We start from the raw sequence: 26,235 nt of genomic DNA on the forward strand, positions 1-26,235 counted from the left end.
GTGTGAGCGACCTGAGGATCAGCTTTTCGAGCTCACTCGTACGCAACCGATTTCCGCTTTAGATCGGCGGCAGCCACGTGAGTACTGACACATCGGATGCCTGTCAGCATTAGTCTTACCTCTGACACAGCCGCGCCAAAGCCCCCGCCTCCATTTCGACGCGCTCACGGGGTGCCGATAACTGACCGGGCATACCCCTGCAGCGCCATCAGATCGCCCCGGTAGCCGTCAGCGACTCCTGCCAGCTCTGTATATCGTGTTGCGCACATTCCGACCACGTTGCGCAGTTCGGCGGCAATTCGGGCGTTCTCATCCAGCGCACGTCCGGCTCTGGCAGCTTGGGCGGCTGCACGCTCATTGGCGGCTGTGAGCTTGCCGCGCAGCCCGTCAGAATCAGCACGGGCAGAAACAGCAGCGCCAGCCGCCGCATCAAGCTGCTTTTGATATTCGGCACGAACATCCTCAACCTCCTTTTGTTTCTGTTGCTCGACTTGCCGCACCCTGCTCTGGGCATAAGCAACGGCAACTGCGTTTTCGGCTTGCGCCTGGCCGTACCCCTTTCGGTACTGAGCTGCGCCGTAGAGCTGTAGCCCAATGAAAAGGGCTGCCAGTACAGCAGCCCCAGTTAACGCAGACTTGATAGACATATCTGTCTCTCCGCTTCTCGACGCCGCTCCAGTCCGCGCAGCTTCTTACCGCTGGCATACACCCAGCGCGGCAACTGGTTGCAGGCCCCGATCAGGTCTCCAGCCCGCAGCCGGCGCAGCAGCGTAGAGCCCCCGTACGCGCCAGGTCCGACGTTATAGACGAAGCTGGTCAGCGCAATACGTACGCCATCGGGCAGTTGGCCAGGCGTCGAGCCGTCAACGACCGCCAGCGCCTTGCGCACTTCCTGCTCAGTCAGCACATCGCATTGCGCGGGCGTAGCCACATCGCCCAGCTTCACGCTGTGCGTATAACCGTCGCAGATAGTCGGGATGCCAACTGGGTCCACATACGCCACCAGTGAGCGCCCCTCCCAGGCGGCGACCAGGCCGATCGCGGCCGCAATTACCCCTGTGCCGACTTTAGTTTTTAGATCCACGTTTCCACTCCTTTAGATTGGCCCATGCACGCTGCAGACCGCCAACCAAACGAGCTGCCGACCGCAAGAAGTCTGGCAGTTTGATCACAATAAGAATCAGCACATAAGCTGCCCAAAGCAGCAACACAAACTCTTGCAGCGTCCACTTGTAGATCAGTAATGCTGAGCCGGTTGTAATCGGCAGATGTGCTCCATCGTTGTGCTGCATTGGTTTCTTCCCCTTGTTTACGGTCGGCATGGCTGTCTCCCGTGAAGCGCTGCGTTTGCAGCAGACGTAAAAAAAGCCGCTTAGGCGGCATACTCACTCTGAACCCTGGTTGCCTTGGGCTACTAAAGGTTAGAATGCTAGGTTAAATTACGATTAAAAAAAATATTCACTACACCTAACAAGCTAATCGCCCAACCAATAAAATGAACGTACTTATCATTGGTAGCTGTGTATCAAGAGATATTTTCAATCTCCCGGCAGCACAAGACTTCCAAATACCCCTCTACGTCGCTCGGAGCTCATTAGCTTCTATTTTTGCCCCCATCCCATTCAGAGACACCTATAGCGAGCATGTGGAATCACCATTTCAAAAACGACTTATTGAATGGGATATTACAAAAAAATCACTGGGCAGAATAAAATCTGCAGTAGCTGATGTCGTTATCGTGGACAGCATCGATGAGCGATTTAATTTAGCCACTCTACCAAATGGTGGTCGATTTACTGCATCGCCCATATTAATGGCGACTAAACCGAAGCTGCCATCAACAGCAAAAACAGTTATGTCCGGGACGCCATTATTCATGGAATGGTGGACAGAGGGATGGATACGACTACTGGAAGTGTTAGACGAAAAAAAACTTAAAGACAAAATAATAATAAATAAAGTTTTTTGTCAACACCAAACTACTACCGGAGTAAAATTTGAAATAAATATGGTTAACAAGCTGAACGAAACACTATCAAAAATATATGAAATACAAGAACGCAGCTTAAAACCAAGTCAATTTATTGAATATGAAAATAGGTTATCTTGCCCCGATATCCACAGATGGGGGCCATCACCATTCCATTTTGATGAAACCTCGCAAATATTTGCTCTAAATAAAATAAAAGAGCTGGTAAACAATGGATCCTAGAAAAGCCTGCATAAGCAGGCAATGCACCTCAATATCTGGAACAACAAAAAACTACCAATTTGGGGTAAGTGAAACCCTAGACCACTTACTCGGGGCATAACAAAAATAGGCAAGTGTCCCAGCGCTATTCACATAAAAATCGCCGCGTTCACCAGGCGAATCGGGGCCGGATGGTGCGGACCCAGTATCAACAAATTTCCCTAAAAATGCCCAGCCCGTCGCCGTCCGAACATTGTATTCCGATGCTCTTAGTCTTAGGTTTTTTCCTGCAGCCGCCTCAAGATCTAATGGTCCAGCGAGAGCAGAGATATACATCCCTTCCGTCATTGTCTCGGAAGCATCGAGCCTAGCCAACTTACTGCTGGGGCACTTAAACTGAAACACAGAGTTGTCTGCGCTTTCAGTTATTTCCAAAAGCCTAAGATTCGCCGTTTTCGTCTCAAGTCGGAAAGAATATTGAAAATTGTGTGTTGAACGGCTATTTATTAATTTCACTGCTGCATTTTTATCGCCCTGATTTCCCCACTCGAGATCTCCGGTGTACTTGATCTGAAAAGCATTAAATGCCTGGTAGCCTCCATTATAAAAATAGGTATTTTGGCATCTCAGGAAATCAGCGCTTCCAACAAAGTCTGCTGGCTTATCAGGCCTACGGCTCGGATTTCTTGCATTTCTCAGCAAAAGGAATAAGTTTTTATCCCCTACATTATCCCAAACCACCATTTCTGCATCATTGTAGTGATGGGTGACAAACAAACGGCGAGAAGCGTTTGAAAAGTTTGCCCAGTCAACCATGCTTAGAGCGGTAGTATCGCCCTCATTATTAAGAACTTGGCGACTCACTGAGCGCCAAGAGCTGGAAGCAGAGTACCAACGATACTCTGTCCCATCTGCCAGTGATGCCCGCTGTCCATCGACCAGCCTAGCAGCCGGAATAGCTTGTAAATCAGCAAGGGTTTTGCCGTAAATTACTCGAGCATCCAGCTCTTGTGACACCGTCGAGCCGTGATGTCCTACCATCGCACTCCCATAGTCGGCACTCAAGTCTGCACCACTAACCCCCTGCACTAGCCGAAACTTGTCGGACTCAAATGTACCTGTTGTCTCAAAGGGAAGGTCAGACGCAACTGGAGCATATACGGCTCCTTGGTAAGACACCGTTTGATTTGCGACCGTCATTTGAAGCCCTGCTTCATACGGGACAGGTGGCATATAACCGAGGCTCGCGATTAGCGCATTAGCACTCTCGGTCGTGACCGCAATCTGATGTGCCGCGTTAGCAGAGACCGCCGCAATCTGGGTGTCCGCATTAACTTTCACTGCATCTATCGAGGCCTCAATCAGCGCATACGATTTGTGAGGGAGCCCGAATCGATCAGTCCACTCCGGAGCCGAACCATTTAAAGCCAAATCTAAGTTTCGGGAGTTATCAAATAAGTCCTGGGGAGCCACACTGCCGAGTGGGTTGCCGGTTTTGTATGTCGTCATTTCAAACGCCCATAAAAAAACCCGCCGAAGCGGGTTGATTGATGCTGGTGCCGGGGTTACTCCGGCGGATTGTTGTTGTCATCGGCGTACACACGCACGTCGTAATTTGTTGCGGTCACGTCCGTAGCGTCGGTGCCACGGGCCTGGATGTTCGTGATCAGAGCTGGCTTTATCCAATCAGACGTCAGGCCAAAATAGATGTGTGGAAGCTCCTGTTTCAGGCTGACTTCTGGCCAGGGCTGCGGAATGTCGGCAATGATCGAGAAGTCATCAGGCCCTGGAGACGCCACAAACGGACCAACAAACTTGCCCTCTGGTGTTCGATACCCCACGGAATGCGGCGCACCGGCAACCCAGCGCAAAGGCTCACTGATGCGCAGCAATGCACCACCAGAGACTGGGCCGATATCAGTCAGCAGGCCCATCTGTGCATTGCCTGGCTCGTCATCAAACAACGGTACATAAGACAGGTACTCGCTGTTGAATGCGTCCATTTCTGTGCCAAAGCTGTACTCACGGTTTCGATAGGCCTGCTCCCGGCGTCGGCGCATACCGATTCGCCAGGCCCGGACTCGGTCCGTCACGCCATCGAGTTTCAGTTTCTCCAGCTTGAACCCCTGATCCCCTGGAAGCAGGCACTTCACCGTCATTGACGTCCAGGTCTCCGCGTCGATGTACTCGACCTCCACCCCGTCCGGGTCCATGGGTTTGCGAGGGTTCACGCTTTCACGCAATGGCTTTGTCATGTTCAGCGGTGAGTAGCTTTGCTCGAACTGGGTGCGCGCATCATCGCGAACTGGGCGGATCAGGCCATGTGACACAGTCAACTCAGAAAAACCGGCCCGAAAAGCAAGTTTCAGGGCATCTTGAGCTGTCGTAAGGTCATATACATGGTCGAGCGTTTCACCTCGGGCCTTCCAAATCGCATCCAAGCGCCTCAGCTCGTCGGTATCCAGATTCAGATCCGAGTAACCAATTGAGCCGGTGATATAGCGAGCAAATGCAGAGATGTCCCGCGTTGGCTGCGGAGCAGAGCAAGTGCCGTCACTTTGCAGAACTGGCAGGATTCGCGTCGCAACCACGTTAATCTGATTTTCCGACTGCGCACCCAGGCGTCCGCCGACACGCAGCCAAGCTGCCATCGTAGTCCAGCGCGGGTAGCTTGTTCGCGTCCGCAGACGGCTTTTCAGGCCGTACCACTGGATTGTGTCTTTGACCTGTGTGGACGTGCCGCTTGCTCCCACCCGCCGAACGCGCACAGACGGCCGCATTTGCGGAACACTGATCGACTCGGTAACTCCGATCTGATCCAGCGTCCAGTTCTCATACCACTTACTGATCGTCGTGCGAGGACCGCCGTCAGCGTTCCGGTACTGAATTTCGATGCCCAGTCCTTGAGTAGTGACATCACCGTTATCGCGTATGTACCCCAGTCCATTCGGAAAGAAAAAGTCGATCTCGATAGCGGTCGTCGTTTCTTTACCAGGCGTGGCTACAAACTCGCTACTCCACTCGCCATACACTGTGCCGCCGTTGAACGTCACGGTCGCCTCGGAGGAGGTCACTTGCGGAAAGCCCTTCCAATTAGGATCGTTCTGGCCGTTGGGCAACAAACGCCAAACAACGATATTGTCAGAAGAGTATTGTTGAATGGCGTAGCGTGGCACAGGAGACAATTGGAAAATGATCGTCTGCTGGCCAAGCGGAACGAAATTGACCCAGTTCACCGGGTCTTCCGGGTCTTCACGTGGAAATACCAATTCGATCCAGCCATCTCCGTTTTCATCCAAATCCATCGAGCCGACCACAACGCTGTATAGCTGACCAGAGAACTCCATGCTCAGCGAAACAGAACCTAGCCCACCAATCGGCATAAGATGCTTGAAAGCGCCGGTGAACCGATTGCGCTGAGCATTTGGGAATGGCAATGCTGGACGTGAAACGTCAAATTGCTGCGGGAAACGAATATTGACCAATGTTCCAGCCCCCCAGCCTGGAGGGTACTCGCTCTCAGAAGAGCGCCAGATATAGCTGCCATCAAACGAATAGCTTGCTGGCTGCGTGCTCTCCCGGTTTGCCATCTCCGTGGACATTTCCAGACCTGCCGTGCCAGAAGACGTACCGCCGACTGCAGGGACTGTGTGCCAATGCTCATGTGTGGACGTGCCAGAAAGATCAGCGCCAGGACCGTAGATGGCATAGGAGCCGTCAGCGCCCAAAGCAGAGAACGGCGTGTCCCCTACTTTCACGTCCGCGTCATTGATCTGGTATTGGCCAGGGCCGATACACGCATGGAACTCCAACCACTGCTCGCGCCAGTTCACGAAACGTCGGCGCGGCGGCGTCAGGTAATCAGGGTAGCGACGGAACCGGCCAGCCAGCTCGGGCACGACATCGCCCAGCTTTGCCTGGTTTGCTTTAGCGGACGTAGTCTCAAGACGCTGGCCCTGTTCCGGGGAGCCGTAGTTCTGACTGCTGCTCTTTGGCATCAACCAGCCGAACGCGAAGTTGAAGATGCTACCCAGCAGCTTGCCCAGGCCCGAGAATACGCCTCCATGCTGAATCAGGCGCATCTCAACATCATCACCAGCAGCCAGGTAACGATCGGCCCACTCGATCATCGGCAGCGGCTGGCCATTGACCGTTACGTGCGACCTGGGCTGCTCAGCCAGCGTGTACACCAAACCTTTGGACGCAAAAAAACCGGCTAAAGTGCCGGTCCATTCGTGCGTCTCGCAGGGCTGTTCACACGTCCCGCTAAGAAATACTCTGATCGTCATAAAAAATAACCCGCGTGTAGCGGGCCTCAAAAGCGTTGATTTTGGTGAGCGTGGGGCCCGTTCCGGTGTCTGTTTCCAGCACCCAGAGTCTGCCGTCTGCCTCTACGACAATCCCGACATGGACGCACAGCCGTGCGCGCCAACCGGTGGCGATGGCGCCGGGCCTTGGCTGCACTTCTACGAACCCACCCTGCTCACGCACTTCGCTGGCCGCCTTAGTCAGACCTGCTTTATCGTCAGGGTCAGTTTCCGAATAGCTGGGCAGCATGGCTCCGCCAAACAGCGAGGCTCTGGTCAGCCTGACCAGCCCCCAGCAGTCCAGCTCCGGAGCGGTGCGGCCAAACGGCTTGTACCGCGTACGCAGAAAGTCATCAATTGTCATAGCCACTGAATCCCCGGTGCCGTCTCAGCCGTGTAGCGCTCTCGCGGCCAAGCGGTATTGAGCAGGTCGTAGTAACTGGCCTCAGCCACAAACGTGCCGTTTTCAAACTGCCCGCTTAGCACAGCCATGACATACGGCCTCTCCGCCGGCGCCGTAATGTCGCTGGCAAAGTACGTCCGGCTTGTCAGTGTCACCATCTGCCCGGATTCAAGCATCGCATCGACAATAGGCCGAATGCGGTCATTGGCCCCGGCAATACCAAACCGCAAAGTCTGCTGCCCAGAGGCGTTACGCGAAGGCAGCGACAATTCCACTGCTGCCGCCTCAAACAACACCAGTTGACCATCTACTCCCAGCATCCGATCTTCATACCCCTGAACAATCCGCACCGGGGTCACACTAGGCGCGGACACTTCCAGCGTATAAAGCAACATCGCATCGGTCGGAGCGCTGGCATACACAATCTCTAAGGCACTCATGCTTCTGGCCACTCCCGATTAAGTGCAATATCGATGATGCTCGACCCAAGAACGAGCTCGGGAAATTCGCCCCAGCCTGGCGGCATAAGTGGTCGCTCCCATATCTCCAAGGTGGCGCCCACACGCCAGGAGCACATCCCCTCCGGATCGGGGCCGGTATACATGGAGACGAAGCGGCACACATAGTGCTGTTCACCAACCGGGGTTTTAAGCGGCGAGTTAAACCACTCAGCCCCATCTTTAATAGCGTCCCGAAACCAAGCCTCAAACAGTGCGGCCTCGTTATCGCCATTAAAGATCCAGTTCACATTGACGGTTGTAGGGACCGAGCTGAATCTCCTGCGTTGGCGAGCCCGACCACCTTCCATCTGCGTTCGTTGGAAAGGCTGAGTGTGTTTTATTCCGTAGCCATCACGGACGGGCCAGGGCAGACCCTCTGGATAGTTAATATCTGTATGAATCATGTCCCTACCCGCCGTAATCCATAAGCTCGCTCCATACTCTGAGCGCGCTTTCCGCCACCGAAGATATCCGCCACAAACACATCGGCTTCCTCGTCCCCATACTCATTTTGACGAACCTCCGTTTGCCCAGCGCGGTCTGGATTCTCAATGACGTTAATCACCATCCCGCGGGAGGGGCGCGAATCTTCTGGCTGCCCAGACGATCGAGCGCCGCGCTGACGTGCATCAATACGCTCCAGAACCGAGTCAAGCCGGGCGCTAGTCTTGGCTGTGGTAACCCGCTCGCCCTTCTCCAGCAGCCATGTCCCGGCCTGTGGGACAGAATCAATACCATCGTGCGCCATACCAGCCATTGCTGTTAAGCCCACTGCAGTCGCCAAAGGAGTGGCAATCGTTAATGCGGTAGCCATCGCAGCAGGCGCAGCAGCAGGGCCGACCACAGGAATAGCGGCGGTACTTGCAAAAGCCGCCAAGCCCGCTTGCAGCGCCGTAGCTTGCGCATTAGCCGCAATCGCCGCAGCACCAGACGCCTGGGTGGTTTTGCCAACAATCAATTGCACGGCTTGGTAAGCCAGCCATTGGGCCGCCATTTGAGCCAAGGCATTGACAACCGCCCTCGCCATGCCTTGGGCCACGTTGCGCATAGCGTCGCCAAGGTTCTCGGAATCGAAAACCATTTTCTCGAAGGCATTGCCAAATCCGACAGAAAAGCTGCTCAGCATCCCGGTAAAGATCTCTTCGGTCTGGCCTGCAATATCCTGGGCTTTGGTGGCAAAGTTGTCCCATGCCCTGGACATACCATTCGTCCAATCAGCCTCGGCTATGGCTCGCGCTTCTGCCGACTGCTGCAAGCCGGCCAGCTTCTGTTCCTCGAACTGCCGGAATAAATCTAGACGATACTGGTACTGCTCCTGAGTAAGCGCGGTTTCTTTGACCTGCTGGGCCATCTCCAGATCAAGACGTTTCTGGGCATACTCCTGACGGATAGCGAGATCGGCCTGGGCCATCTCACGCTGGCGATCGCCCATCCCAACACCAGCCGACTCCAGATTCAACTTCTGCTGGAATACATCCATTTCCTGCTGAAAAGCCAGGTACTGACGACTGGAATCAATCGCCGCCTGCATAGCCTTCTCAGTTTCATTCCAGGCTTGGATCTGGTCGTACAGCGTCAAGGCTCGTTTACGGTCTGTCTCCGAGCCCTTGGCCATCTCAATCTCGTACCGGGCAGCCTGCTCAGCCGTCATGCCTAAAGCGCCCTTTTGGAGCGTGAGCTGCTTGATTACATTCTTGAGCTCATCCCCTTTGGAGGCTCCGCCACCGCCTGTCGTACGCGGCACAGCGTTAGCGTAGATGTTGGTGATCTGCGCCTCGGCCTCCTTGCTCACCTTAATTGCAGCTTCAGCTTGAGCAAAGCCAGCGAGCATGTTTTGCAAAATACCACTTGCCACATCGCCCGACACTTCCCCGCGCGCGAACGCATTGGTTGCGGCAATCAGCGCATTGGTTTTGATGGCCAGCAGCTCCACCTTCTGCCGCTCTACATCTAATGCCCGAATATTGTTTTTGGCGGCCTCGGCGGCTTTCGTGTCCTTACCTTCAATCGCGGTTTGCAGCTTTTTGAAAGCATCTGTCTGAGACGTAACAATCCCGGCCATTTCTTGCTGAACGGAATTAGCGCCAGCCTGAGCTGCTTCAAACACGCCTAGTTGACGTGCGCTCATGCCGATAACGTCGCGGGCGTCAGTCAGTTTTTTAAGGTACTCGTCCCATTTCTCGATACCAGAAGCAAAGCTATTCGAGGTGGTTGAAAGAATGCTCAGTGACCGATTTGCGGCGTCTAGGACACTCTTCGCGCCTTGCGCATTTTGTTTTAGCTCATCAAAATTTCCCGCAAAAGTTGCCCACTCGTCAAGGGCGCTACGAGGGATGCCAAACCGAGTGGCAAAGTCATTCAAAATTGGGGATAGTGACTCACCGCTTGCACGCGCAGCATACAAGCGATCAATAACCAAATCCAACTCTGCAACAGGGACGCCAAATCGAAGAAGATTGATGCCGCTAACGCTCGCAATAAGATCAGAAAATGCTGAGTCTGCCTTTCTTGTTCCCTCTTCAAACGCTTTTGTGTATTCAACAAGTTTGCTTGCCTGCTGATCCTTGCTGAGTTTATTAAAGCTTTCTACCACCGAGCTGAGCGGTGATTTCAGATCTTCTACAGTACGAGCTAGAGCATCAGCCCCGCTCTTCGCCTCAGAGAACGCTGAATACATGGCGTACCCAGCGGCGGCCAGCACGGCCACAACCGCGCCGATAGGGTTGGTTGCAATAGCCGCTGTGACCGCGTTAATGCCACTAACTAACCCCACCTTCAACGATTGAGCGAGGGCTACGATTCCACCGATAAGCGCAGGCGCATAGAACCCAGACAGAGCCACAACAGCAACGTCGGCATACTTCCCCACTGCTACCAAGGCCGTTCCCAAGACATCAAAAGCAGGACCCGCCCAAGCCCCAAATGCCAACACGTAATCACCAGCTTTGCGTATTCCATCAGCAAAGCCAAGCACAGCCTCTGCTAGCGCTCCTGAGGCGCCTGATGCTTTATCGATTTTGCCAACAAACTCAGTTAGGTTGTTCTGTACCCGCACAAACGCATCAGTCAGAGTGGCTGGCATCAACGCGGCCTCTTCGCTCAGACGGCTTAGCGATGAAACCATACCTGTCGCAATAACATCGCTTGTAACCCTCCCTTCCACTGCAAGCTTACGCAGTTCGCTGGTGGTAACTCCCATCTGGTCGGCCATTGCCTTCAGGATTCGTGGGCTACGCGAGACTATCGTCTCGAATGCCTGGGCATCGAGCCTGCCTGTTGCCAGAGACCTCGAAAGCGAACCAATCACCACATCTGCATCCTGCCCACGCGTGGCAGTTGTCACCAGAGCATGGTTCACTGCCTCAGTGAAATCAGCGGCTTCGGACGCGCTACGGCCCAGATCACGGAATGTCGCTACGTTTCTCGCGTAGACACCAACGGTCTGCTGAAGCGGTGAATATGACGCGTTCGCCATATCCGTCAGTCGCTGCATAGAGGACGCCGCGCCCTCCATATCGCCTGTTGCCGCGCCCACCTGGCTCTGCAAATCAGACCAACCATCGGCGAACTGCTGAAGCTGGCGAAGCGCAAACAAACCAACCAAGCCCTTTGCAGTGCGCGTAGCATCTGTGTACATGGTCGCCAAGCTTTTGCTAGCCCTGGCAGCGGCTTTATCAGCCTCACTGATTCCTTCTGCTGCCTTCCGGCCACCCGTGCCAAGCTTCTCTGTAGAACGCTCAGCGCCTTCACTCGCCTTGGTGAAACCGCCTAGAGCATCGCGAGCACGTTCAATCCCATCTGCGCCGTCAATGCGCAAACCTAAAGCGGCGACTTCCATAAGGCCTCACCCATAAAAAAACCCGCCGAAGCGGGTTTAATAAACATAATCTCAGTAAGCAGAGCTACTTTCCGACCACACCAAAATGGTCCATGCCCTTCGCTTTTCCTTTCATAGTAAAGAAGCTAAAAACATCGGCCCCTCCAGAAAGCCGAACATCACCGGCCAGTACCCTAGCACACCAAAATCAACCTAAAAAAACTCCCACCTACGTTAAAGTGGCCTCAAATCATTTAAAAAACAGCCACTCAAAAGTGGCTATTTATATTGAGTCTTGAAGAGAATATTATTTCAAATCCACATGTGGGCAAGCATCCAGATCATTTTCATCATGATCAAGGTGTATTTGGAACTTCCCAGGAAAAGGAAACCAACATAGCTCTCTGTTACTCAGATACCTTTCCCAAAAAGAAGAAGCACTACCTGCCACCTCAATGCCCATCTCCTGAAAACCCTCATCCCTCCCCAAATTGATAAGATAATCAACCGCTTCAGCACCATACCCTTTCCCGCGGCTGTCCTCTTTTATAAATAGTTTATATATTTCAAAAAAAACTTGTCCTGTATTTACTACGAAAAATCCAATTGGCTCATCATTTAACTTAAGCACAGCTCCAACGGAATCTGAATCTTTCAACTGACTACTACCTAAATCCTTGAACAACTTATCTGGATCATCCTCAAGTAGACTCTTAGCTTCAGCTCTTGCCGTCTCTGAGTCCGAAAACCATTCAATAGTTAATGCCATTCTCATCTCCGTAACAAATGAATACGGAGAATCATAGCAGCGAATCAATCACCGCTTTAGCATGTCGCGTGTGAACGTCTTACTTTCCCCTCCCTGGTGCGAGAGATAAGCATCATCCATGGCCCGAATGATCCCCGCGAAGGACGACACATCGGTGATGCGCTCGGATTGCGCATATGCATGAATCGCGGTCCAAGGCACAGGGCCTGACGCCATACCCACCTGCCTGTCTGTAGAAAGCTCCCAGAAAGCCTGCCAGTAACTCCACTCAACATCATGAAGATCGGGCGGTATCAGGCCTTCCGGGATGTCTTGCCCGAATCGCTCATAGTCCTCAATGGTTTTCTTCGCGTTCGGGTTATCAAGGCTCCAGCGCAGGCGGGCAATCAGTTTTTTGTGGCTTCCTCCACAAACAGGCTTGCGTCTGCATCTACGCGCTGAGCCGCCTGAAGAACCAGGCCCGCGAATCGCTCGCCATTACGGGAAGTAATGAAGTTCACGGCCTGCTCCGGGCTATATGCCAGGTCTTTACCGCCATCTTTCAGGCCACGCCAGCCCTTGAGAACCACTTCTGCCAGGGTTTCGCGCATGGCCATGGCCAACTGCTCCTCATTCAAGGGCTTGCCGCGATTCTTCAGACGCAATGCCGCTTGCTTTTGGCTCAAAGTCTTCTGAGCATCTTTGGAGCCGATGCCGCACACCAACAACTCAACACCGGGTGCGTCGTCCAGATCATCCACCCAAACGCCAGTATCAATCACCTTCAGAGCTTCGTCAGACAAAACCAGATCTTTGATTTCCATTTCCAATCCTTATGGTCCCAGGTCTCAAGACGGGGCAAGCGGCGAGACCTGTTCCGCCCGCCCCTAACCGCTATGGCGGGTTCTTAGATTTCGATGATGTTGCTATCGACGGCTATCGACCATGCGCGCAAGTGCGCGGCAGTCGCGTCGCCGCCTTGGCGGGCACCAGGCAGAGCAAAGCCATAAAACATATCGGTCATACCTGCAGGTGGTGCGGACGCAGTGTGCGTTCCAGTGCCGGCTGCAGTCGTTTCAATGCCGGTTGCTGCATCGGGAGTGGTGGCAACAGAGAAAGCGTTAGCCGCAAGACCAGCTGCAATGACGTAGTAGATCTTCCCGGCCTCCAGGCCAGCGGGCAGAGCCCCGCCCTCATTGCTGAATACAACAGGCTGACCAGCCTCTAAGCCATGGCTTGGCCATGTGACTACAGCCGGAGCTGCAACGCTGATCGTCACATCAGAGGACGGCATGCAATCCGCGCCCCATTCAATTTTGAATTGGTACGGAACGCAGTCTGCAATGGCCGCTTTGAACTTAATCTGGCCAGGGTCCAAGGCCATAGGGACGAAAGAGTTTTCCATCGTGCCGCCATTCAAAGTGGTCTTGAACTTGCGCACACGCTTCTCATTGATCAATGCCTGTTCACCGACCTCTTGCGTATCGCCGATTGCGCCCGCATTGGCCCAGCCGCCGACCTCCGTCCAGGTTGCGTCTGCAAAGTCAGCCGCAGTAACAGTTCCCTTGGCGGTTACACGTCCGCCGATATACAGCTTTGACCCGGATACCGGGTAAAGTCCACCGCTCATGGGTTTCTCCAATAAAAAAGCCCCGCTGATTAGCGGGGCGGCAAAAAGAAAACCCGGCGCTTGGCCGGGTTGGGGTTAGATTTTGTGCGGATATAAAAAGCCGTCTACTGGCGGCTAAATCGAGAGATTGAACACAAAGCCGGAAGAAAATCAAAACTGGCCGATTCACCCAACAAAGAAAATTACTTGCTCATCTTGGCCATCCATCTCGTATTTATCAACGCAAGACTGGAATAGTAGCTCTCATTTCTACACTTAACGGCCTCAATATAAGGGTGAAAATTCGAGTACGTCAGCATTACAAATGATCCATACGAGCTATACAGAAGACTATCATCATAGACCCCATGTCTAATCCCGTTCGCCATTCCCTCAAGGCAATTAAGCACTAACCTAATGCTTTTTAAAAAACCATCCTCGTCATTAAAGCCTGGCCGTGCCATTTCCCTCAAGTCATCTGAGTTAAAGTTTTGCGCTACATAAATAGTCCTCTCAATATGGAAAACAGTGCGATCCAGAGCCATCACACCATTCATAAAATCGAGGGTATTTTTTGCTACAGAAATACGTTTCTGGGATAAGAATGCGCGATAAGCCACGATAGCGGAAAAAAGAACGACAATGAAAGTCGAAACAGCCATAAGGTCCTGTGCGCCAAATTCGTTCAAATTCATAAGCTTCTAAATCTACTCTTCATCCCGGTCCAAGAGCCCGCGAAACTCATGAACCACATACATTACTGGTTTGTCATCAATCGTCTCAGCCCATACATCTACAATGAAGGCTTTCTCGAATGGGTGCGCCACATCAAATAGCATACGCTTTTTCAGGTCGTCACTGGAAAACACAACCTTCACCGCAGACTTAGAAATACTCTCAATTACGGCCTTGTCGCCAGATTTAGCTCTCTTGTCATTCCTAGCCTGTGACCAGTACATCACCACGTTCCGGTGCTCTCCAGCCACGGAGTGCTTCTGCTCGTTGAGCGCATGCGTAACATTGTTCTGAATCGCAGCTGCCTCTTGCGCCCCCACAACCAAAGAAACATGAAGGTCTCCATTCACCGTTAAGGCATCGATAGTCATCGCTGAGCCTGGGTCTTTAGCAATCGGCTCAATTAACGCACTCAAATTCTGCAGGCTCTTCCGCTCAAGCATTGGCCCTTGCCAACCACGAACCGATCGGTTGGCGCTAAACCACGATGTCAACGCACGGAGATGTTTTGCAAAATCCGCCACCGCGTTGTAGTTCACTATGAATGGGAGTGATGCCGCCGCTAACGGAACAAGCTCTTGGATGATGCTGCCCGTCCGCACTTCCTTTACATATAGCTTTACATCCTCAGGATCACTGTGCTCGCCGGAATCGGTCAAAACCTGACGATATTCATTAGCCAATGCCAACATAGATTGCGCCAAGTCGATTAACTCAACAGGACGTTTGTTACTGATGGTGATAACTAGCTTTTCTGACTCGTTCATATGACACTCATCGGCAAATAAGACTGTCCGCATCATATCAGCCATTGGTCACAAGATCTTACGAACCGCCCTAAGCACCAGAATTCTTCTTTGGAATGCTACGCTTTTTAGGCACGCTCTCCACGGCCCTTCGGCGCTCCACTCCCCCTGTTTTTTCTTTCCAACCCGCTGCTTCAGCAAAACCCTTGAGGGCATGACTGGCGGCGTCACCTAACTTCGCTTTAAAAAGCGCGTCACGCGCCAGCTTTCGCCGGGCCTCACAATCTGTGCACATCGTTATCTCCTATGCAAAACACTGCCATGGGACGCGGACCGGAACAGTCCAGAACCCGTTTTCTTCATAACCCTCTTGGGCGTGTGGATAGTCAGTCACTGACACACACACCCCGCCGTAGGTCATTTGCGTGCCGTCACGAAAATGATCTGCAACCGTTCCCGCGATCTGGTCGTAGGCTGAAACGTCCTGGCCAAGTGGATAAACCAGAGTGATGATCAAGGCCCCCGTGCGCCGATGCGGCTTGCCTGGCGCGATCATTTGCCGAACTGGCGCCACGGTGACTCGCCCTACACGCAAGTAAGGCTGCGGCAGCCCGCCTGCATGCGGCACCTCAAAGGTCTGGCCTGGCCAAGCCTTGGTATAGGACAGGGGCAACGACTCAACCCGGCCCTTTATGGCCAGCCAAATTGCCGTTTCGGTTCTTGCGCTCATCCTGTGGCCTCGCTCTGCACTTCCTTGGCGGCCTGAGCGACCAACTGAGGCCATTGTGCGATAGCGCCCTCAACGAAATGATTTCCAGCCTGGTTATAGACTCGACCCAAAGAATCAGCTCCCACAAACCCATAATTCATGCGCCGGGCGTAAACCGCTTGATATCCAAGCCATATAGCCTGGGTTAGCGGCAGTAGCACGGCTACAGCGCCAACATTGCTTCCGGAAAATGGGCCTTCTGCGGTCTTTGGCATTGCTTGGTCAGAGGCAGTCAGCGATCTCGCTAGATTTCCTTTCTCAAACGGAACTCTACCGCCCTCTTCCTTCGTCCTGGACATTTCCTCGCCCAGCAAGACAATGGCCCGATTTCTGGTGGCCTGAAGCCGCGCCTCGGACTTAGCCGCCCAAGCGCCAACCTGTGCCGAAAATGACGTAGCCATTACTCAAGCCCCTTGAATGTGAGTTGGTAGGTACAATCACAACCACAATTGATATTGTGCTTGGCCCCACCCACTGGATCATGGGGGTACTGCATGCTCGTACCATCTGGCATTACGAACGGTGTATTCAGTCCCATGACTGAGACACCGCTCATAGCGATATGCTCAGGCCTGCCATCCTTACTGCCGCGCCGATGACGCCAAGTCTTTTTGACGGCATTCGCATCCACCCCCTGGGATTCAACCAACTGCTGCCACTGCTCATCCCGCGCCGACATAACAGCATTGGCTGTCTCAGTAGATGCCACTGTATCGGCTCTGGATTTCAACAGCGCATTACTGAACTGACGCTCACTAATCAAACGATCAGCCTCTGGCACCGCCGTTCCTGCCTTGTAGGCCCGGATAATCCGTTGCTCAGTGGCTGCATTGACCTTGTACCGGAGTGCCAGCCTGCCATCCTGACGGACAATCACCAAATCCCGCACGCCGTCGGCGGTGCGCATGCCCTGCTTGACTGCACGTAAGCGTGCTGCACGGGGAGCATCCAGCCCCAGCACGCCACCCGCCCGTGAGCCGCCTTGCACCCTGCCCGCCAGATCTACTGCGATATTGCGTGGACCTTGACCTATGCCGAACCCTGCCTCAATGACCATGCGGGCCACTTGGGTCTGCTCTTCGGAGAATCCGACAACACGATTTGCGACGTTCTGCCGAATCCACTCTTGAGCACCGGGGTTCGTCATACGGAATCTTGTGCCAATGCCCCCCAGTCCCTGCGCCTGGATCTGCGCTGCCGTTGATGCACCAGCCAGCGCGTACGCCTGCGTCATCTTGGACGAGTATTCAGCCCAGGCCGCTTCATTGATATTGAGCGCAGCAATTGCACCCTCGATGTCCGTTCTGGTCAACGCATCAAGCAAAGCCCGCCAATCGACGTTGGCTTGCAGGTCGGTGACGCTGGCCATGAAGGCCCGATGAATCTCCGGCTCAAGCTGGTCAATCAATTGGGCAAATAGGCGTGCCTGCGACCGGCTGGGTCTACGTGTGGCCATATCAGCCCCGAATAATGAATTTCACCGCGCTCGTAACCCCGGCGGCCGGAATCTTTTCAACCGCAATAATGTGAACAGGCACGCCATCCACAGAAAGAACATCGCCCGATGTGTACTGCATCGTCGGAACGGTACATATTGCCTGCCGATCAGATGCCAGAATTACCGTCCCGTCCATCTCAGTGCCGATAAGCTGCTTACTCACACCGCGCACGGCCCCTCGGAGGGGCTCCGTCTGCGTCGTTGGCTCAACTGGCTCCCATGGCTTACTCGGGTCCGGAGTGCCTGGGATCTTACGGGTCAGCTTAATTCCCCCCTGCCCTAGTCCACCTTGGCTCGTCGGGGCCAGTAAGTCAGCGGCCATCTTGGCCATGTCTGAATAGAAGTCGGCCATCTCACCCCCCATCTTTCCGGCAGGGCTCAGGCTTCCAGGACATACGTTTGGCTTTTATCGTCCGCCGTCCTTCCGCCAAGGCCTTAATAATCCGATGCCGACCATCAGCCACCCGGCCACTCCAATCCAATAAGATAGGAGCATCAAGGTCAGCGTCGAAAACCTTCTTCACATGCCAAGCCAAGGCGTGCATACTGCTGCCCTGCCAAATCTGACCCGATAGATCTAAAGCAGCTAACGGACAATCAAAAACTGGCAAATCTTTCGCGTCATCCAACAGCCGAGCCACTGAATACTCGTTCCCTTCACCATCTGCGTAATAGTCCTGCAGAGGGCATGCGCTGTTGAACAGCACCTTCGGCACCTTTTCCTGTCTTGGCATATCACACCCTCAAAATGCACTGCGTTGCGCCACGATTAATCAGTAAGCAGCGCAGCAAATCCTCAACTTCTGCCAATTGCGCCCGCTGCATATCAAGCGTCAGAGCTACTCCGTCAGACGGCCCGAAACGCTCTCGCTCGATCACATCCACGCGCTCACGCTTGTTCACAGCACCCGGAGTAAAACTTGGACTAGACGCGCCTGGCGTCAAAAGCTCCACCAGCGCGAGTGCATAGGCGGCATGCTCGATCTCGAGCGGTACGGAATGGTCGGGCAACGCCTCATTTGCACAATGGTCGACAGCGCCTGATCTTGGCCATGCCAGGGACTGTGCGCGGCCTTGCGTGGGCTTGCCCGGGTAACGTTCCCCATACTGCCCATCCAGCGACCGGCTAGCTCGCACAAGCGCGGCTGTACGCTGGGCATCAGCCACACCATCAGCAGACCACGCGGCACCACCGGCCGACATCGAGTGATACTCCAATGCCCCATCCAGAGAGCCGTAATATTTCATACCGGCTCCTTACGCCGTTTTACGCAACGCCTCGCGTACTTTGTCAGCACCCGCCTTGTGATGAACGGAAACCCCGCGTTCCTTAGCCAAAGCATGCAGCTGTTCTGCGTTTAGCTCGTCCAGCCCATCCCCAAGCGTTGTATTAGCATTAGCTGCATCAGACGCCAGCTTTTCAGCCTCAACGCGCTCTGTTGACTTCGCTTCTAGCTCAGCTTTAGCTTGCTCCTCAGTCTGCTCACGCCGGGTAAACGGGTGCTCGTAACCAGCCGGAGCAAAAGCCACATCAATGATCTTGTAGCCCTGAGACCGCAGCTCCACTTTCTGCTCTGGAGTAACCGGGTGCTTTTGATAGATGACTTTCATCCAAACCTCCAATGAAGAAGAGCAGCCGAAGCTGCCCTTCAACTGATTAACCCTGGCCTTCAGCCATCACACCTGCGCTGTGCTTGATGCTGGACACAACCAGATCCCAGTTTGAACCGGTAGCGATCTCGGAATCAGTAGGCGATTTTCCGCCATTGGCCATATCCCAGGCATAGCCTTTCAGGCCAACAGTGAAGTCGTAGTCAATCTGCAGCGTGGTTTCAATACGTTCCTTGCCGTTGCTCGTTTCCACGTTGGAGACCAGGTTGCGAGGATCGCGCACCAAGGCCGCGCCGGTAGTCAAAGACAAAACACGACGCTTCGCGGGGTCTTCCGCTGCGGCTGCAGTAAACAGAGCTGGCGCATCAGTCACAACCGATGGACGCCCCAAGATATCGACCACGCGCACGTTGCCTGCCTGGAACAGCGTTTGAGCATTAGCCAGATTCAGAGCGATGAAGTTGTGGTACTGAATGCCATCCATCACCTGAGCAACGATCTGGCTGGAGTGATCCCCAAACAAGGCGTGCGACTCGTTCACCGTCAAATAATCAACTTTCTTGGATGCAGAGACATCCACGGTAGCGGCCGCCCCCTGATTGCCAATGGCGGCCACCAGCGCGGCAATAACGGTATTGAGCTGGTCTTGCAGCAGCAACTCCGCAAAGGCGCGAGAGGCAACCTCGACACCTTCAGCCGTAGGCTTATTCAGCCACGTCATCTGAGACGGCTCATAGCGCACAGGGCCAAAACCACCAGCAATCTTCACTGCCACGAACTTATCTTGCGAAAGATCAATCGGCGTCACGGCATTGTTGGTGCCATAGCGATCAACGCGGCGACGCGCATTGGACAGATTTTTGAAGAACGAAGTCATCACGAAATCGCCTTCAAAACCTTCAGTAGTCAGAACAACAGCACCGTTGGAGGCGGCATTGAATTTATCGACCATTTGGGCCAGCGTTTCAATCGTCGCTGGCATGAAGTACTTATTGAATACTTCCATTTGAGAGAGAGACATCTGTAGCTCCTATAGCTGTAAAGATGGATGCCGCGCGAGGCGGCTAAGTTTGTGTTGTCGCGCCTCGCGCGGTGCTGCACCCATCGGGGCAGCTATCTATCGGCCAAGCTCTGGATACTTGGCAGCGATTGCTTGCTGGCGTTCCTCTTTGGAACCACCAAAATTCCCGGCAGCCTGACTGCGCTGCCCTGCACCGTGGCTTCCAGGTGCGCCGGGACCGGACGCCTTGGCCAGATACGCCTTGCCTTGTTTGGCAGCAAAATCTTTCACGAACTCCACCGGGGAGACTTCACCCAGATCGGTATCTGCAAAAGCGACACGCTGACCATCGTCTTCGCGACGTACTTTGATCTGATCGGCAAGAAACTTGGACAACATCGGCTTATGGACAGGATCAAAACCTGCTTCATCAAGGGCCGCATTCAGCGCATCACGCCGAGTCTGCCCGTCGATATAGCCGTCACGCTCGGCCACCTGCGCCGTCATGGCGTCCAGGTCCGTCTTGTGCTTAGCTTTCAGACCCTCAACCGCCCGGGCATGCTGCTCTTTCAAAGCCGTAATCTGCTCGTCAGGCTTAGCACCAGATTTAAGGCGTTCCCATTCGTCGGCGTCGAAGTCCTCGGGCAACGCACCAATGCGGCCTTCCAACTCCTCGATCTTGGTCAAGCGCTCTTTGGCCTTGGCAGCGTTTTCCTTGTTGGCGCGAATCACGCCGGAAACCTTCGGGTGCGCGTCGATATCCTCGACGTCCAAAACAAAGCGGCCATCGGCCGCTTCTATGTATAGGTCTTTGAGGTTTTCTGGCACCTCGCCTGCTTCGGTATAGAAAGATTTCAAAGCCACGTCATGGCCTCCTTAGTTGGTAGCGCCCTCGGCGCTGGGAAATAGCGAGCCTACGCCCGCCAGAGGATCGCTATCAGCGTCATCGTCGCCAATATCTCTCTCCTCTTCTTCGTAAGATTTATCTTCGTGAATCACGCCGCCCTGCTGCAGCTTGTCGAACAGCGCCCGGTGCGACATAGCACCGCTCTGCCATGCAGCAACCAGCGCCTGGATGTCTTGCGCTGTGATCGAACGATCAAAGAACTCTAGGTTCGGCGTAACGACAACCTTTTCAGGATCTTCTCCAATCCACTTAGCGATATTGCGCAGTGCCCGCTCCAGCCCAGCAGAAGAGGTCTGAGCAATACTTGTAAGCGTGGCAGTCTGGCTGGCAGCGCGTAGTTTTAGGGCCTCTCCGCTTTCAGCCGACTGGCCTGACTGGAGTACCTGGGCACCAAACTGAGCCGCTCGCGCCAGAGCCTCTTGGATAGCATTGGCCTGCTTCTCCAGTCCTGGGCCGCTAAATTCCAAATACTTGGCGTCGCCACCTTGCGGCAGAATCCACAGCACTGAAGAACCCAGCGTCTTGGGCGCAAGTCCTTGCTGAATTGCACTTACAGGATCGTCAAACCCTATGGCCACTGGCGTCGGCTCGCTGGTCATGTGCAACGAGAAGGAGAAATCAGCATCCAGGCGGTAGATGCGCACAGCCAGCTTTGCCAAGCCATAAAGCGGTACATCGTCTGGCTCAGGCGTTAAGTCCAGTGACCCAGCGAAAACGAAAGGCAAAGTATCCAGAACAGCCCCTCGTGGCGTAGAGGCGGAAATCTCTTCACCAGCTTGCCAGCCACCATTAACCTTCTCCCAAACTCGGGCTCGGTACACGCCGCCATAAGCCATGCACTCACGCAGTCGTGTCACCTGTTTCCACTCACCGGTTTCACGATCACGGACGGGCCCAGACTCATCCAGAACCACATAGTCCGGCACACCATCCGTCGAGTCCCAGTTAATGATGGATTCAGCCACATAACCAGACAAGTAGGGCTTCCCGTCCTCGGTAAGACCAGGCAACAGCCCATACCGGCCGGTGGTCATGATTTCCATGCCCATGCGCCGGTGTAGGGCGTCCAGTGTCAGGCCATCAAGCGTGGCCCGCTCTCGTAGATGTTCCATGGATTCCGGCAGCTCAACTTTCGCAGGCTTGGCCAACATAATGCCGACCGCCCCCCGAATTGTTGGCGCGGTCACCTCAGGAAACTCAGCTCGCGTCTTATACAAATCGTACACGCGGGCCTTAGCGATCAGATCTTCAATGGCTGTTGTGCCGGTTTTCATAGGCAAGTATTTCTCGCCTTTTTCCTTAACATCGTCCTCACCCGCTACCGCATCACGCATCAACTCCCATGAAGGAGCAAAGCTGATGTACTCCGGGTGCTTGATACTTGGGTCTTGCATGTGATTATCCAAAAGCGGTTGTGACAACTCCGGCCGACTTCAAGCCGATATTTGGCGCGAGCTCTGTCAATGCCCAAACTGCGGCATCAAGCCGGTCGGGCGATTTCTTGGCCGTAGTTGGGACATATTCCATAAGTTGGTTTTCGAGCAGGTACAGGGCGCCTTTATGCGCCACCCGGCCCTGCTCGTAGAGTGCTGAGATTGGCTCAGCTCGAGCGAACTTGCCCTTGCTGGCGTGGACACGCACGATGCGGCCCTTAAATCCAGCGTTACGGAGCGTTGACTCAGCCATATCGCCGCCCTGGTTCGTCTCGATGACGATGGCATCGGCATTGTGCTGCTCGTATGCACCGATGGCCTTTAGCGCCCAGCTATTCGGACTGTACTTGCCGCTATAGTCGCCATCTACCGAATACTGACGGTTGTCGCCTGCTCCGTAGGAGCTGGCCACCACAATGCCGGTCTCGTCGCTTTCGTCGCTCGCAGTCGTGGCCGGGTCAACCGCCACCACGGTGCGTACGAGCTCATGCCTGATCTGCAAAGCATGAGCGGCCGTAATCAGCGCCTCAGTCCATAGCGCTCCCTCCGCGTTGAACCGCCGTGGGCGCTGCATGTACTGTGCCTCTGCCGTTCGCCGGTGAGAAAACAGCGCGGCCCGGTGCGATTCGTTGTGCTTGAAAGGCCAGAGCCAGCCATCAGGCAGGCCGTGATCAATCGGGATGCCGTGTGTATTCTCTTCCGGGTACGGCAAACTGTTGTCGATGATCACCGGCAGATTCAAATGGTGCCACTTCTCCCCGGACCCGCCACGCAGCAAATAGCCGCTCAGGTCCTGGTAGTGAATCCGCTGCATGATCACAATCATCGGCGTGGTTTCAATTGCCAGTCGTGATTTGATCGTTTCGTTGAATCGGTCGTTAATGCCGCCACGTACCGTATCGCTGTATGCATCATCCGGCTTGACCGGGTCGTCAATGATCAACGCCCCCTGCCAGCCTGGCTCCATGTGTCCGGCCCGAAAGCCAGTGACCTGACCGGCAGCGGACGACGCATATACGCCACCACCATGCTCGGTCCACCACATGGCCTTGCTGTCTGCATCGTCGCGCAGCACCATGGGCCACATGCTTTGATAAGCCTGCGACTTCACAATGCCCCGCGCCGTACTTGAATTCAGTAGCGCCAAATTGTGCGAGTAAGACAGGTGCATGAACCGGGCACGATTGTTTAGCGCCAGGCCACGCCCAATCATGTTGATCGTCGCCAGCTCGGTCTTTGTATAGCCGGGTGGAACATTAATGATCAGGCGGGTAATCTCACCTGCCACCACGCGATCAAGCGTTTGCTGGATCACCTTGTGGTGCGGGGCCACGATCATCTTTCCACCAGTGCGCTGCTTGAAGAAGTACCGGGCAAAGAAAAGCCCCGCGTCCTGACAGCGGATCTTTGCTACTTGGCGCAGGACATCAGGATCAACATCAGTACTCATCTTCAAGTGCTGAGACAGCGGCAGCGACTGATTTTTCATCGACCACCACCGTTCTATGTTCCATCGGCTTTCCGCCTGGACCACTCAGCTCCCGCTTGTTGGTGAACATGCCGCCAGTTTCCTTTGCGGCTTGTTCAAGTAACTGCGAGGCCAGCACCACGTTCTTTCGCTTCATGGCGTCATTCAACATGCGGTGAAGCTGCCGAAGCCTAAAGGCTTGATCGGCTATAGGTATCTCAGAAACCTCATCACGAAACTTCTTGCGGGTATCCCAAAACAGGTCACACCACTTCTTGGCTAAGTCCTTTCCAGACACCTTTGTTGGGTCGTATTGACCAACCTGATTGCGTGGCACATCAATGCCAAACTCTTCCTTGACCGCCTCAGCCACTTGTGTGGGCGTGTCATAACAGGCAAGCGCTTGCACAATAAAGCGCTTAGCCGCCTCACTGAGCGTTGCCATAATTTAATCCTGTCTAGGGAGGGTCTAGTTATGCGGCCCGTAAAAGACAGGTGCCGCATGCCCTCGAAATATTGATGCCCTCAACCTCTGGGGCTTGCTTTGCTGTATCCACCATACGAGCCACATCTGCGCTTGCTCCGTACCTACGCACAACGCCAATAAACTCCTCGACATCGTGACCACGGATAGCCAGCTTAGGCAACCCCTCTTTGATGAACTTGGGTGAGCCGAACTCATCCTGTGAGTGGCCTATGTGGTAAAGCTCATGCTCAACCAGTGCGCAAAACTCTGCATCTGTACATTGGGAGCAATAATCTGCTGCTAGGGTGATAACGAACTCGGGTACGTAGTCAAACCATTCACGCATCTGTTGTTCTTGCCTTGCCTTCTGCCAGCCCCCAGATCGGAATGCCACTTCCTCTGCTTGCCCTAGAACTCGTCGACCCTGTTTATTGAATGACTCCGATGCCCAAAGAAAGCGAATGCTCGCATCCAATAGGTGGGCATGATCAGGGTTATAGAGCGCTCCATCACTAGATAGGATTGTCTGGTTAACCCACTCCTCCAGCTCGTAGGCCGGGCGGATGGTTAGGTATACATCTTCTTGGATATCATCTGGCGGATATGGACGACCGCCCTTAGACTTGGCAGCCGCCTTGTCTTGTGCGGTCATTATCTTCTCCATAAATCAACTGGCACCCACTTAATCGCCCTCAAATGAAACCAAACAAAACAAAAACACAATTAGACCAAAGTTTCATATTGAAACAAACAAAGATAGCCCCATGTATAAGTTTCTATTGTTTTTCGGGGCTGCCCATGTCGATTCGTATCACCACCAATAATTTTGAAAAAACCAAACAGTCAATAATCTCAAAGATCTCTGCCGCTGATGGCATTGACTCATGGTTAATAAAGCGCCAAGCGCAACTTCATCACAAGAGTGAGCAATGGGGTCCTTTGGGCTACTTTAAGTTTTTTAAACGCGACGGTAGCGAAAACCTGTATCTCATCCTTCAGCAAACCGAAGCGGGATCCAGCTCCAAAAAGTGGGATACTGCACTTGGCTCATTGCACGGTGATATGGTTCAGTTACTCATAAACCACTTCCCGGAACTGTCAGGATTTAGTCCAGAAAACAACTACAAAGTTAATGTTTCAAGTAGCTTTGCCAAGTATGAACCGGCTTAATTATCTGGCCTTCATTATCGCTTGGTCACATTATTAAGAGTAGAGAAACCCGCCGATCTCGCGATGGGCGGGCTGCTTACTCAATACCTGAAATGACTCTGTTCACTAGCGCTCAAAACCTATGGGCGCAACTATACAGGCCTATTGTCGCAACTAACGTCGCAGTTTGCATTAACTCCATGTCGCAGACTGCGACACCAAGAGTAGTAAGCGGACGTTTGCCCTTCCTTCGTTTGTTCCACCTGGCCAGAAGAGCAAAGGCTGCGCAGCACGCGCTCTACACCTTTCCGGACAGCATGCCGCTCCACATCCGACACAGACATTGCCCTGGTGACATGCCTCACAATCTGAGCCATCCTGAACTCTCGGCCCGGATATGCCGCCAGCAGATCAATCACCTCCGACGCATACTTCACAGCAATACCTCCTTTTCTACCTTGGCCCTGAATCCTTCCAGGTGCCGTTTGTAATCCTCGTCCCGCAAGATGGCTCCGGTAATATGGCGAATCCACCGGCGAGCTACGACCAGGCGTTCAGATGCCGACAGGCTGCCATAGTGCGAGTTCTTGCGGGTGTACTCCGCCTGCACCACCATGGCCTGATAAAGCGGCAGACGCAGGTACAGAACATTCACAGCCTGGGCGTGGTCTTGGTTGATCGGGCGGTAGTCGTCCTCCCAGGGCACGTACCGCTCCATGTTCCCGACCGTCTCGCCCGACCAGCACCAGCGGGCCCAGTTCCAGAGCAAGTCATCGCCGCTCAGTTTTTGCATGGCTGCCCTCCCCGAATAATGCTTTCAGCCCTTCCCGCGCTCGTTCCCGCTTTGCCTCGGGCTGCCGCTCCTGGTGCTCTTTCCT

30 protein-coding genes are annotated in these 26,235 nt (G+C 54.0%); 2 read left to right on the forward strand and 28 right to left on the reverse strand.

From position 1 onward, the window contains the following. Window positions 1–164: 164 nt before the first annotated feature. Genes LNA76_RS05755 through LNA76_RS05765 form a run of 3 tightly spaced genes read right to left on the reverse strand, consistent with a single transcriptional unit; the run spans window position 165 to window position 1,322 of the window. On the reverse strand, window positions 165–647 hold the full coding sequence (locus LNA76_RS05755) for a DUF2514 family protein (protein ID WP_230018325.1): 483 nt from the start codon (window positions 645–647) through the stop codon (window positions 165–167). After that, window positions 626–1,084 carry a lysozyme gene (locus LNA76_RS05760; protein ID WP_230018327.1) on the reverse strand — a complete coding sequence of 153 codons (459 nt, stop codon included), beginning with the start codon at window positions 1,082–1,084 and terminating at the stop codon, window positions 626–628. Before LNA76_RS05760 ends, LNA76_RS05755 begins: the two co-directional genes overlap by 22 nt. After that, entirely contained in the window at window positions 1,068–1,322 is a 255-nt protein-coding gene (locus LNA76_RS05765; protein WP_230018329.1) for a hypothetical protein, read from the reverse strand. Before LNA76_RS05765 ends, LNA76_RS05760 begins: the two co-directional genes overlap by 17 nt. Before the next feature lie 173 nt (window positions 1,323–1,495). Between LNA76_RS05765 and LNA76_RS05770 the strand changes: the two genes are divergently transcribed. After that, window positions 1,496–2,212, forward strand: a complete 717-nt coding sequence (locus LNA76_RS05770; RefSeq protein WP_230018331.1) for a DUF6270 domain-containing protein — start codon at window positions 1,496–1,498, stop codon at window positions 2,210–2,212. A 51-nt stretch (window positions 2,213–2,263) separates the two neighbouring features. Here LNA76_RS05770 and LNA76_RS05775 read toward each other — a convergent pair whose 3' ends face one another. The 24 genes from LNA76_RS05775 to LNA76_RS05885 form a co-directional block, all read right to left on the reverse strand. Continuing rightward, window positions 2,264–3,700 carry a hypothetical protein gene (locus tag LNA76_RS05775; RefSeq protein ID WP_230018333.1) on the reverse strand — a complete coding sequence of 479 codons (1,437 nt, stop codon included), beginning with the start codon at window positions 3,698–3,700 and terminating at the stop codon, window positions 2,264–2,266. A 56-nt stretch (window positions 3,701–3,756) separates the two neighbouring features. Further along, window positions 3,757–6,480 (reverse strand): host specificity factor TipJ family phage tail protein, encoded by a 2,724-nt coding sequence (locus LNA76_RS05780; protein WP_230018335.1) that lies wholly within the window; start codon window positions 6,478–6,480, stop codon window positions 3,757–3,759. Then, a complete protein-coding gene (locus tag LNA76_RS05785; protein ID WP_230018337.1) occupies window positions 6,458–6,862 on the reverse strand; it encodes a hypothetical protein in 405 nt (134 codons plus the stop codon). Before LNA76_RS05785 ends, LNA76_RS05780 begins: the two co-directional genes overlap by 23 nt. Next, complete coding sequence (locus tag LNA76_RS05790) at window positions 6,859–7,341, reverse strand: DUF1833 family protein (RefSeq protein WP_230018339.1); 483 nt, start codon at window positions 7,339–7,341, stop codon at window positions 6,859–6,861. Before LNA76_RS05790 ends, LNA76_RS05785 begins: the two co-directional genes overlap by 4 nt. Then, the gene (locus LNA76_RS05795) at window positions 7,338–7,805 is read right to left on the reverse strand and encodes a hypothetical protein (RefSeq protein ID WP_230018341.1); all 468 of its coding nucleotides are present in this window, start codon (window positions 7,803–7,805) and stop codon (window positions 7,338–7,340) included. The genes LNA76_RS05790 and LNA76_RS05795 overlap by 4 nt, the downstream gene beginning before the upstream one ends. Next, window positions 7,802–11,239, reverse strand: coding sequence for a tape measure protein (locus LNA76_RS05800; protein WP_230018343.1), 3,438 nt, complete (start codon window positions 11,237–11,239; stop codon window positions 7,802–7,804). Before LNA76_RS05800 ends, LNA76_RS05795 begins: the two co-directional genes overlap by 4 nt. 286 nt (window positions 11,240–11,525) lie before the next feature. After that, a complete protein-coding gene (locus LNA76_RS05805; protein ID WP_230018345.1) occupies window positions 11,526–11,987 on the reverse strand; it encodes a GNAT family N-acetyltransferase in 462 nt (153 codons plus the stop codon). 48 nt (window positions 11,988–12,035) lie between these two features. Further along, complete coding sequence (locus tag LNA76_RS18040; RefSeq protein WP_442778981.1) at window positions 12,036–12,455, reverse strand: phage tail assembly chaperone; 420 nt, start codon at window positions 12,453–12,455, stop codon at window positions 12,036–12,038. Then, the gene (locus LNA76_RS05810; RefSeq protein WP_230018347.1) at window positions 12,374–12,790 is read right to left on the reverse strand and encodes a hypothetical protein; all 417 of its coding nucleotides are present in this window, start codon (window positions 12,788–12,790) and stop codon (window positions 12,374–12,376) included. Before LNA76_RS05810 ends, LNA76_RS18040 begins: the two co-directional genes overlap by 82 nt. A gap of 83 nt (window positions 12,791–12,873) precedes the next feature. After that, entirely contained in the window at window positions 12,874–13,596 is a 723-nt protein-coding gene (locus tag LNA76_RS05815) for a hypothetical protein (RefSeq protein WP_230018349.1), read from the reverse strand. A 182-nt stretch (window positions 13,597–13,778) separates the two neighbouring features. Beyond that, a complete protein-coding gene (locus LNA76_RS05820) occupies window positions 13,779–14,270 on the reverse strand; it encodes a DUF4760 domain-containing protein (RefSeq protein WP_230018351.1) in 492 nt (163 codons plus the stop codon). Between the two features lie 12 nt (window positions 14,271–14,282). Continuing rightward, entirely contained in the window at window positions 14,283–15,077 is a 795-nt protein-coding gene (locus LNA76_RS05825; RefSeq protein WP_230018352.1) for a hypothetical protein, read from the reverse strand. A 283-nt stretch (window positions 15,078–15,360) separates the two neighbouring features. Continuing rightward, the gene (locus LNA76_RS05830) at window positions 15,361–15,786 is read right to left on the reverse strand and encodes a DUF4128 domain-containing protein (RefSeq protein ID WP_230018354.1); all 426 of its coding nucleotides are present in this window, start codon (window positions 15,784–15,786) and stop codon (window positions 15,361–15,363) included. A 439-nt stretch (window positions 15,787–16,225) separates the two neighbouring features. Continuing rightward, window positions 16,226–17,281, reverse strand: a complete 1,056-nt coding sequence (locus LNA76_RS05835) for a hypothetical protein (RefSeq protein WP_230018356.1) — start codon at window positions 17,279–17,281, stop codon at window positions 16,226–16,228. Window position 17,282: 1 nt separating this feature from the next. Next, window positions 17,283–17,486 (reverse strand): hypothetical protein, encoded by a 204-nt coding sequence (locus LNA76_RS05840; protein ID WP_230018358.1) that lies wholly within the window; start codon window positions 17,484–17,486, stop codon window positions 17,283–17,285. Window positions 17,487–17,676: 190 nt separating this feature from the next. Beyond that, entirely contained in the window at window positions 17,677–18,057 is a 381-nt protein-coding gene (locus LNA76_RS05845) for a hypothetical protein (RefSeq protein ID WP_230018360.1), read from the reverse strand. A gap of 1 nt (window position 18,058) precedes the next feature. Then, window positions 18,059–18,571: a DnaT-like ssDNA-binding protein gene (locus tag LNA76_RS05850; RefSeq protein WP_230018362.1), complete on the reverse strand. Its 513-nt coding sequence runs from the start codon at window positions 18,569–18,571 to the stop codon at window positions 18,059–18,061. Window positions 18,572–18,580: 9 nt separating this feature from the next. Then, the gene (locus tag LNA76_RS05855; RefSeq protein WP_230018364.1) at window positions 18,581–18,934 is read right to left on the reverse strand and encodes a hypothetical protein; all 354 of its coding nucleotides are present in this window, start codon (window positions 18,932–18,934) and stop codon (window positions 18,581–18,583) included. A gap of 46 nt (window positions 18,935–18,980) precedes the next feature. Next, the gene (locus LNA76_RS05860; RefSeq protein ID WP_230018366.1) at window positions 18,981–19,955 is read right to left on the reverse strand and encodes a major capsid protein; all 975 of its coding nucleotides are present in this window, start codon (window positions 19,953–19,955) and stop codon (window positions 18,981–18,983) included. Window positions 19,956–20,051: 96 nt separating this feature from the next. Continuing rightward, window positions 20,052–20,798 carry a hypothetical protein gene (locus tag LNA76_RS05865; protein ID WP_230018368.1) on the reverse strand — a complete coding sequence of 249 codons (747 nt, stop codon included), beginning with the start codon at window positions 20,796–20,798 and terminating at the stop codon, window positions 20,052–20,054. 12 nt (window positions 20,799–20,810) lie between these two features. Then, window positions 20,811–22,235, reverse strand: a complete 1,425-nt coding sequence (locus tag LNA76_RS05870; protein ID WP_230018370.1) for a DUF4055 domain-containing protein — start codon at window positions 22,233–22,235, stop codon at window positions 20,811–20,813. A gap of 4 nt (window positions 22,236–22,239) precedes the next feature. Further along, window positions 22,240–23,763 (reverse strand): phage terminase large subunit family protein, encoded by a 1,524-nt coding sequence (locus LNA76_RS05875; protein ID WP_230018372.1) that lies wholly within the window; start codon window positions 23,761–23,763, stop codon window positions 22,240–22,242. Further along, the gene (locus LNA76_RS05880; RefSeq protein WP_230018374.1) at window positions 23,714–24,187 is read right to left on the reverse strand and encodes a DUF2280 domain-containing protein; all 474 of its coding nucleotides are present in this window, start codon (window positions 24,185–24,187) and stop codon (window positions 23,714–23,716) included. Before LNA76_RS05880 ends, LNA76_RS05875 begins: the two co-directional genes overlap by 50 nt. A gap of 28 nt (window positions 24,188–24,215) precedes the next feature. Further along, complete coding sequence (locus LNA76_RS05885) at window positions 24,216–24,860, reverse strand: putative metallopeptidase (RefSeq protein WP_230018376.1); 645 nt, start codon at window positions 24,858–24,860, stop codon at window positions 24,216–24,218. A gap of 146 nt (window positions 24,861–25,006) precedes the next feature. Between LNA76_RS05885 and LNA76_RS05890 the strand changes: the two genes are divergently transcribed. Continuing rightward, complete coding sequence (locus LNA76_RS05890; protein ID WP_230018378.1) at window positions 25,007–25,378, forward strand: hypothetical protein; 372 nt, start codon at window positions 25,007–25,009, stop codon at window positions 25,376–25,378. A gap of 412 nt (window positions 25,379–25,790) precedes the next feature. Here the strand turns inward: LNA76_RS05890 and LNA76_RS05895 are convergent, their stop codons facing one another. Further along, window positions 25,791–26,150 (reverse strand): hypothetical protein, encoded by a 360-nt coding sequence (locus LNA76_RS05895; RefSeq protein WP_230018380.1) that lies wholly within the window; start codon window positions 26,148–26,150, stop codon window positions 25,791–25,793. Window positions 26,151–26,235 lie beyond the last annotated feature (85 nt).

It is taken from the genome of Alcaligenes sp. MMA (assembly GCF_020907215.1).
Lineage (GTDB): Bacteria > Pseudomonadota > Gammaproteobacteria > Burkholderiales > Burkholderiaceae_B > Alcaligenes > Alcaligenes aquatilis.

Coding starts and splice junctions, on each gene's coding strand:
- LNA76_RS05755 (WP_230018325.1), bottom strand. CDS start 647: ATGTCTATCAAGTCTGCGTTAACTGGGGCTGCTGTACTGGCAGCCCTT.
- LNA76_RS05765 (WP_230018329.1), bottom strand. CDS start 1,322: ATGCCGACCGTAAACAAGGGGAAGAAACCAATGCAGCACAACGATGGA.
- LNA76_RS05770 (WP_230018331.1), top strand. CDS start 1,496: ATGAACGTACTTATCATTGGTAGCTGTGTATCAAGAGATATTTTCAAT.
- LNA76_RS05775 (WP_230018333.1), bottom strand. CDS start 3,700: ATGACGACATACAAAACCGGCAACCCACTCGGCAGTGTGGCTCCCCAG.
- LNA76_RS05780 (WP_230018335.1), bottom strand. CDS start 6,480: ATGACGATCAGAGTATTTCTTAGCGGGACGTGTGAACAGCCCTGCGAG.
- LNA76_RS05785 (WP_230018337.1), bottom strand. CDS start 6,862: ATGACAATTGATGACTTTCTGCGTACGCGGTACAAGCCGTTTGGCCGC.
- LNA76_RS05790 (WP_230018339.1), bottom strand. CDS start 7,341: ATGAGTGCCTTAGAGATTGTGTATGCCAGCGCTCCGACCGATGCGATG.
- LNA76_RS05795 (WP_230018341.1), bottom strand. CDS start 7,805: ATGATTCATACAGATATTAACTATCCAGAGGGTCTGCCCTGGCCCGTC.
- LNA76_RS05800 (WP_230018343.1), bottom strand. CDS start 11,239: ATGGAAGTCGCCGCTTTAGGTTTGCGCATTGACGGCGCAGATGGGATT.
- LNA76_RS05805 (WP_230018345.1), bottom strand. CDS start 11,987: ATGGCATTAACTATTGAATGGTTTTCGGACTCAGAGACGGCAAGAGCT.
- LNA76_RS05810 (WP_230018347.1), bottom strand. CDS start 12,790: ATGGAAATCAAAGATCTGGTTTTGTCTGACGAAGCTCTGAAGGTGATT.
- LNA76_RS05815 (WP_230018349.1), bottom strand. CDS start 13,596: ATGAGCGGTGGACTTTACCCGGTATCCGGGTCAAAGCTGTATATCGGC.
- LNA76_RS05820 (WP_230018351.1), bottom strand. CDS start 14,270: ATGAATTTGAACGAATTTGGCGCACAGGACCTTATGGCTGTTTCGACT.
- LNA76_RS05825 (WP_230018352.1), bottom strand. CDS start 15,077: ATGAACGAGTCAGAAAAGCTAGTTATCACCATCAGTAACAAACGTCCT.
- LNA76_RS05830 (WP_230018354.1), bottom strand. CDS start 15,786: ATGAGCGCAAGAACCGAAACGGCAATTTGGCTGGCCATAAAGGGCCGG.
- LNA76_RS05835 (WP_230018356.1), bottom strand. CDS start 17,281: ATGGCCACACGTAGACCCAGCCGGTCGCAGGCACGCCTATTTGCCCAA.
- LNA76_RS05845 (WP_230018360.1), bottom strand. CDS start 18,057: ATGCCAAGACAGGAAAAGGTGCCGAAGGTGCTGTTCAACAGCGCATGC.
- LNA76_RS05850 (WP_230018362.1), bottom strand. CDS start 18,571: ATGAAATATTACGGCTCTCTGGATGGGGCATTGGAGTATCACTCGATG.
- LNA76_RS05855 (WP_230018364.1), bottom strand. CDS start 18,934: ATGAAAGTCATCTATCAAAAGCACCCGGTTACTCCAGAGCAGAAAGTG.
- LNA76_RS05860 (WP_230018366.1), bottom strand. CDS start 19,955: ATGTCTCTCTCTCAAATGGAAGTATTCAATAAGTACTTCATGCCAGCG.
- LNA76_RS05870 (WP_230018370.1), bottom strand. CDS start 22,235: ATGCAAGACCCAAGTATCAAGCACCCGGAGTACATCAGCTTTGCTCCT.
- LNA76_RS05875 (WP_230018372.1), bottom strand. CDS start 23,763: ATGAAAAATCAGTCGCTGCCGCTGTCTCAGCACTTGAAGATGAGTACT.
- LNA76_RS05880 (WP_230018374.1), bottom strand. CDS start 24,187: ATGGCAACGCTCAGTGAGGCGGCTAAGCGCTTTATTGTGCAAGCGCTT.
- LNA76_RS05885 (WP_230018376.1), bottom strand. CDS start 24,860: ATGACCGCACAAGACAAGGCGGCTGCCAAGTCTAAGGGCGGTCGTCCA.
- LNA76_RS05890 (WP_230018378.1), top strand. CDS start 25,007: ATGTCGATTCGTATCACCACCAATAATTTTGAAAAAACCAAACAGTCA.
- LNA76_RS05895 (WP_230018380.1), bottom strand. CDS start 26,150: ATGCAAAAACTGAGCGGCGATGACTTGCTCTGGAACTGGGCCCGCTGG.